The 6,456-nt window shown below is 49.7% G+C and carries 6 protein-coding genes; 1 reads left to right on the plus strand and 5 read right to left on the minus strand.

The window, feature by feature from the left end; genetic code table 11:
* The first annotated feature begins 131 nt into the window (after positions 1 to 131).
* Positions 132 to 866: a pseudouridine synthase gene (locus GK091_RS16660; RefSeq protein WP_164040440.1), complete on the plus strand. Its 735-nt coding sequence runs from the start codon at positions 132 to 134 to the stop codon at positions 864 to 866.
* 44 nt (positions 867 to 910) lie between these two features.
* Here GK091_RS16660 and GK091_RS16665 read toward each other — a convergent pair whose 3' ends face one another.
* The 5 genes from GK091_RS16665 to GK091_RS16685 form a co-directional block, all read right to left on the minus strand.
* Positions 911 to 1,429: a GreA/GreB family elongation factor gene (locus GK091_RS16665; RefSeq protein WP_164040442.1), complete on the minus strand. Its 519-nt coding sequence runs from the start codon at positions 1,427 to 1,429 to the stop codon at positions 911 to 913.
* A gap of 64 nt (positions 1,430 to 1,493) precedes the next feature.
* The gene (locus tag GK091_RS16670; RefSeq protein ID WP_164040445.1) at positions 1,494 to 2,573 is read right to left on the minus strand and encodes an endonuclease/exonuclease/phosphatase family protein; all 1,080 of its coding nucleotides are present in this window, start codon (positions 2,571 to 2,573) and stop codon (positions 1,494 to 1,496) included.
* 112 nt (positions 2,574 to 2,685) lie between these two features.
* The gene (locus tag GK091_RS16675; RefSeq protein ID WP_212592967.1) at positions 2,686 to 3,393 is read right to left on the minus strand and encodes an alpha/beta hydrolase; all 708 of its coding nucleotides are present in this window, start codon (positions 3,391 to 3,393) and stop codon (positions 2,686 to 2,688) included.
* 287 nt (positions 3,394 to 3,680) lie between these two features.
* Positions 3,681 to 5,843 (minus strand): xanthine dehydrogenase family protein molybdopterin-binding subunit, encoded by a 2,163-nt coding sequence (locus GK091_RS16680; RefSeq protein ID WP_164040448.1) that lies wholly within the window; start codon positions 5,841 to 5,843, stop codon positions 3,681 to 3,683.
* A gap of 2 nt (positions 5,844 to 5,845) precedes the next feature.
* Positions 5,846 to 6,331 (minus strand): (2Fe-2S)-binding protein, encoded by a 486-nt coding sequence (locus tag GK091_RS16685; protein WP_164040451.1) that lies wholly within the window; start codon positions 6,329 to 6,331, stop codon positions 5,846 to 5,848.
* Positions 6,332 to 6,456 lie beyond the last annotated feature (125 nt).

The raw sequence follows: 6,456 nt of genomic DNA on the forward strand, positions 1-6,456 counted from the left end.
CATCAATAGCAGCTGATACGGCAACTAAGCGGTACAAAGGTATCATCAGGCCGCGAAGATAACACTACTTGAAAGTGGATCAGCCAATCTACCGGACGGACATAGGGAATTGGCTCGTACTTTTGTGGGCTATGCAACCAACCAGCCCTGTAGTCGATACGCCCCTGCCTTTGGCGGTGTTGTTCCAGTCCGCCGATTTAGTCGCCATCAACAAACCACACGGGCTACTGGTCCATCGGTCACCCATTGCCAGCGATGCCAGTGAATTTGCCGTTCAGATTCTCCGCGACCAGTTAGGCCAGCGAGTCTATCCGGTACATCGGCTGGATCGCAAGACCGGCGGTGTGCTCCTGTTCGCGTTGCATGAAGCGATGAATTCGGCCATGCAAAAACAGTTTGCGGATGGTCTGGTTGCGAAAACGTATCTTGCCATTGTACGGGGTTATACACCTGACGAGCAAACAATTGATTACCCACTGCGCCGAGATGATGGTGTAGTTCAGGACGCCGTGACCGTTCTGAAAACCTTGCAACGCACTGAGATTCCACTGGCTTTCGGAAAACACGCCACCTCCCGGTATTCACTGGTCGAGTTAACGCCATCTACCGGACGGATGCATCAGTTACGGAAGCACATGGCTCACATCCTTCACCCAATCATCGGCGACCGGCCACACGGATGCAACAAACAGAATAAACTCTTTCTGGATCAGTTCAGTATGAACACGATGCTGTTACATGCTAATCATCTCGCGTTCACGCACCCACAAACAGGCGATCACATTAGCATCAATGCACCACTTCAGGCGGAGTTTAAACGTATGATGCAAACCTTGTTTAGTAACGCGCACATCGGCTTCGTGTGAAATCAGTTTTTGATATCAGCTATACGGCGGACAGGATGTCCTCGTTACTCGTCGTACGATATTTCTGTTATTTCCATAATGCTTACGCCCTGCATGGCGGGAAACGAAACAGTTTCGCCAACCCGTTTGCCTAACATAGCGCGCGCTACGGGTGCCGTAAACGCAATCCGCCCATGCGTTGCGTCGGCTTCGTCAACGCCAACGATTGTTAATTTCTTATCGGCGATCGTGGCTCTGCCCGTTTGACTGTGCAGGCTGACGGTAGCACCAAAGCGTATTTCGTCATGGGGCTGATCATGCGCATCAATCACTTTCGCGCTGCCAATGCGCTGATTGAGGTTGGCAATGCGTCCATTGATCAGCGCCAGTTGACGACTTCGTTCGGCTTCGTCACTCTCGGCTTGCACGTGGGTACGTTCCGCTTCCAGCCCGGCCAGTTCGGTTCGTAACAAAGCCAGTCCACGGGGTGTAACGTAGTTAGTCGCGCCGGGGGGCAACGGTGCCCTCGCCGGAATAACGACGGGATCATCGGCACTTTCATTTTTCAAAAAAGCCCTGCTCATAACGGTAATCGATTATCTCAACATAACAGATAAAGTCCGCCGTTAGTTGTAATCGACCTGCCCGCTACTCGCTCGCTTCCTGAATTGTTTCACTGGCTTCCTCCAGATCATTGCCTTCGGGTTCCGGTATTTCATCAGTCACCTGCTTGGGGTCTGGCGCGTAGGTCAACGAAATGAACATGGGGAAGTGATCCGAGCCACAATTCGGTAAGCGAAGAATCTTTTGCAGTTGGAAGTGATGGGAAACAAAGACATGATCCAGCGGCCAGCGCAGGAAGAAATAGCGGGCATGGAATGTGTTGTACAGACCCCGGCCAATTCGCGGATCGAGCAAACCGCTTATCCGCTGAAACAGTCGGGTCGAATGCGACCAGGCTACGTCGTTCAGATCACCCGCCACAATGATGGGACCCGTTTTTTTGCGCGCTTCCTTCCCTACCAGTAACAATTCGGCATCGCGCTCCGTGGATCGGTAATGCTCTGTCGGGCTGGGTGGCATCGGATGGACACCATAAAAATGAACTAACTGTCCAGACGCTAATTCGAGCTGTGCGTATACGGATGGAATATCATCCTGAATCAGGAAGCGCAGTTCGTGGTGTCGAATCGGCAAGCGAGAATAGAGTAACATACCATACGTATTCTCGAGCGGATGCAACACGCGATACGGGTAATCTTCTTCGATCGCAGCCAGTTCGTCTTTCCAGCGCTGGTTGGCCTCTAATACCAGCAACACATCCGGTTTATGCTTATCGACCAGCGCGCGGACTTCCGGTGTCCGCGTATTTTCCATAAAAATATTGGCAACCAGCAGCCGAATGGTATTGTCTTCGGGCTTAGCCTGTTCACTTTTTTTGGTAAACCACGCAACCCGTTTTTGATGAAGGGACGTAAACGGATAGATCAACCACCCCTGATAGCCTAATGTTGCCAGCAGACCAACCGGAACGATTAGCAGATAGCCATCCATATGATGCCCGACCAGTGCCCACCCCAGAAGGCCGATAGTGGCCAGTACCGCAAGTTGAAGGTGGGGAAAATCCCAGATTCGAATCCACCAGTAATCAAGCGGTATAAGGTTGGTGAACGAAACTATGGTTATAAGAAGCGAGTAAACAAGCAGGACATCGTCAATGACAGGCATAAATGAGTGGTGGAATGATCGTTGAGAAACCTAACCCCAAAGCATGGGCAGAGGTTTTGTCTCTCAACAGATCGCCCACTCACGTTACTTAGCTACGTACTCTTTGGCGCCGTTACTTATCCAGCGCATTAACCAAGGGCATGATCGCTGACCATTGCGGATTATGATCAGCCGTCAACTGAGAAACAGGCCAGCCACGCTGCTTCGCCCGATCGGCATGTAAGGCAAAGTCATCGCTTTTAGGGTCTTTGCCCGCTTCAACGGTCAAAATGTAACGGGCAGACAGTTGTCGGGCAGCCGGATTTTTCAGGGAGATCGCTTCCGTGAAGGTTTTCAGCGATTGCGGCACATCTTTGGGCGGTTTCTGGTCCTCCTTAACCCACATGGGTACAATGAACCCGTCTTTTATCATCGGTTTCAATGAATTAGCCCGGTCGCCCTGAATGCTCATTACGCTTTCACCATCGTTGGGAACCATCGCGTCCAGATAGACCAGACTTTTGATTCGGTCAGCCAATCGATCGGCTACTCCTGTGATAACCATACCACCGTAGCTATGGCCTACCAAAATAATATCGTGCAGATCCTCGAAAAGAATCGTATTAACCACATCATTGATATGTACAGACAATCCAACATCAGGAGAGGCCAGATGTACGCGTTCACCCTGCCCTGTAAGCGCAGGTCGGTAGACCGTATAGCCTCGCGTTGTCAGGATCGAATCTACTTTCTTGAACGCCCAACTCCCGCCCCAGGCACCGTGCACAATAACCATTGTCGGTTTACGGACGTTGGATTGCGCGGTAGCAGTGGCACTCATTACCAAGAGTGTGAAAAACAAAACGATACCGGTTGGTCTGAAAAACATAGTTTTATACATAGGAATGAATCTGCATGTAAAGATTTTACATTGGTAAATCTAATGGTATAGACTGACCCATTTAGCGTTGGCACGACAATCTACCGATGTTTATCTGCACGATTTGTTACCCTACAGAAGTAACCAATAGGATCAGTAAGCAAAAAAGCCCGACTTATGCCGAGCTTTCTTTAATTAACTGGAACGACACAGCCTGGCGTTTACCGGCTAGATTCGCGCTATTGTTGTTACGAAATGGCTTTGAACTCCTCCTGTAAGGCAAACGGCTGGCTCCGCAGACGCTTACCCGTAGCCTTATAAATGGCGTTCGCAACAGCCGCTCCGGCGGGTGGCAACGAAGGTTCGCCTAGTCCGGTTGGGTCAATGTCGTTCTGAACAAAATGGACCTCTACCTCCGGAATTTCGTTGAGCCGGATAAGCCGATAGTCATTGAAATTCTTCTGCTCGGGAATACCATCCTTAAACGTGATATTTCCGTACATCGCATGCCCGATTCCATCTACGATACAGCCTCGCACCTGCTGTTCGGCTCCACTTTTGTTGATTACTACACCACAATCAGCCGCCGAGTACACTTTCTGGATCACCGGTTTACCCTTTTGCAAGACAACTTCACCGACCTGAGCCACGTAGGACCGGTGCGAGAAATAAACGCTAAAGCCCTGAGCGATGAGCTTACCATCGGCACCTTTCTTTTTACCCCATCCCGATTTCTCGGCAGCTAACTCAATGACGCCTTTCATGCGGTCAACGTCATACTTTACGGCACCAGTAGGTTTTTGTTTGGCTTTATCGAGTAATTCCAGTCTAAACTGTACGGGATCTTTTCCAGCAGCCTGCGCTACTTCGTCGACAAAGGCCTGTTCGGCGTAAGCCAGAAAATTCGTAATGGGTGCCCGCCAGGGGCCAGTCGTAATTGGCGACTTGTGATCGACACTGTCAATCAATACATTATCGACTGCTCCCGCTGGAAAATTATCTTCGCGCGTGGAGTTACCCGCGTTAATACTGGCTCCACGCAGCTTGTACCCGATCATGTTTCCCTGCGCATCCAGAGCGGCTTCGAAGCGATACCGAACCGCTGGTCGATAACTTCCACCCGTCATATCGTCTTCGCGCGACCAGATGACTTTGACCGGCGCGTTGGCGAGTTTAGATACCTGAACCGCTTCAATAACATAATCGGCCTTCAATCGACGGCCAAACCCTCCGCCCATACGGGTTAACTGGACAGTCACCTTTTCGGGCGATATACCCAGCAACTTAGCGGTTTCGTTCCGTGCTAGTTCGGGTGTTTGTGTGGGGCCAACCAACTCTGCGCCATCTGCCCGAACGTGAGCGAAAAAGTTCATTGGCTCTAATGGGTTGTGGGGTAGAAAAGGACACTGGTATTCGGCCTTGACTACTTTCGCAGCATTCTTGAACGCTGTTTCAACATTACCATCCTTACGGCGTACGGTTGCGGTTGACGCATCGAGCATTTCTTTAAAAAGACGATTATGGTCAGCCGTACTCTCCAGTACATCAGCTTTTTCCCATTCTATTTTAAGCGCATCTTTTGCTTTCTTGACCTGCCAGGTCGACTTGCCAACGACAGCTACGTTATTATCAAACGTCACAACATCCACGATGCCTGACATGGCTTTAGCCGCCTTCGCATCCAACGACTTAAGCTTATAGCCAAATGCAGGACGCTGTAACATAGCAAACAACATGCCTTCCCGGTAGAAATCGAGGCCAAAAATTGGTTTCCCGGTAATAATTTTAGGGTTATCGACATTTTTGACGGTCGTGCCGATAAGCTTAAAATCCTTCGTGTCTTTCAGCTTCACGTCAGTGGGAACTGCCAGTTTAGAAGCGTCCGCAGCTAGTTCACCATAACCGAGTCTACGATTACTGCTGGTGTGAAGCACAAATCCGTTCTCGGTTGTACACTCTGACAAGGGCACGTTCCAGCGTTTCGAAGCTGCTTCGATCAGCATCTGTCTGGCTGTAGCACCCGCTTTGCGCAATCGCTGCCAGGAATGCGGGATTGAACCGCTACCACCAGCAACCTGACGTTCAAATTTTTTGGTATCCAACGGGGCCTGCTCAACAACTACCTTTTTCCAATCAGCGTCCAGCTCTTCAGCAACAATAATTGGAAAGGCGGTTTTGATTCCCTGCCCAACCTCGGGGTTAGGCGAAAATATAGTGATAATACCTTGCGGGTTTATGGACAGATAGCTGTTAAAATCAACGTCTGAGGCTGGTACGGTCGTGCTTATATCGACTACTACCGACGTTGCAGCCTCGGATTCTACCCAGTTGAATCCCAGCAACAAACCTCCACTGGCGGCTGTTGCAAGCTTAAGAAAATTTCTACGACCTGGCTTTGGTGAATTCTGCATGGCTATTTGGTTTTTGCAGATTTAGTTGACACTGCCGTTGTCGACGCTAACTTCACAGCTTCACGAATGCGATGATACGTACCGCACCGGCAAATATTTCCGGTCATTATATCGTCAATTTGAGACTGAGTTGGCTTCGGATTTCGTTTAAGAAAGGCAGCCGCCGTCATAATCTGACCAGCCTGACAGTAACCACACTGAGGAACATCTATTTCATTCCATGCTTTCTGAACCGGATGGTCACCGTTCACGGAAAGGCCTTCAATCGTAGTTACCTTTGCTTTGCCAACTGAGGAAACAGGCAAAACACACGAGCGAACCGCTTCACCATCCAGATGTACGGTACAGGCACCACACTGCGCGATACCGCAGCCATATTTAGTACCGGTTAATCCGAATGAATCACGTAATACCCATAATAGCGGAGTATCGGCATCAACATCGGTTTGGTAATTCCGACCGTTAATTTGTAGTTTGAAAATAGCCATTGATCTATGAGGTTGACTCAGTACAAATAAGAGCAAAGAAGGCCAGAACTACTCTTATCCTATTGTATCAAAGCCCTATAAACGAGAAAAGCCGTCAGCAAATGCTAACGGCTTCTTTCTCTCTA

It is taken from the genome of Spirosoma agri (genome assembly GCF_010747415.1).
Lineage (GTDB): Bacteria > Bacteroidota > Bacteroidia > Cytophagales > Spirosomataceae > Spirosoma > Spirosoma agri.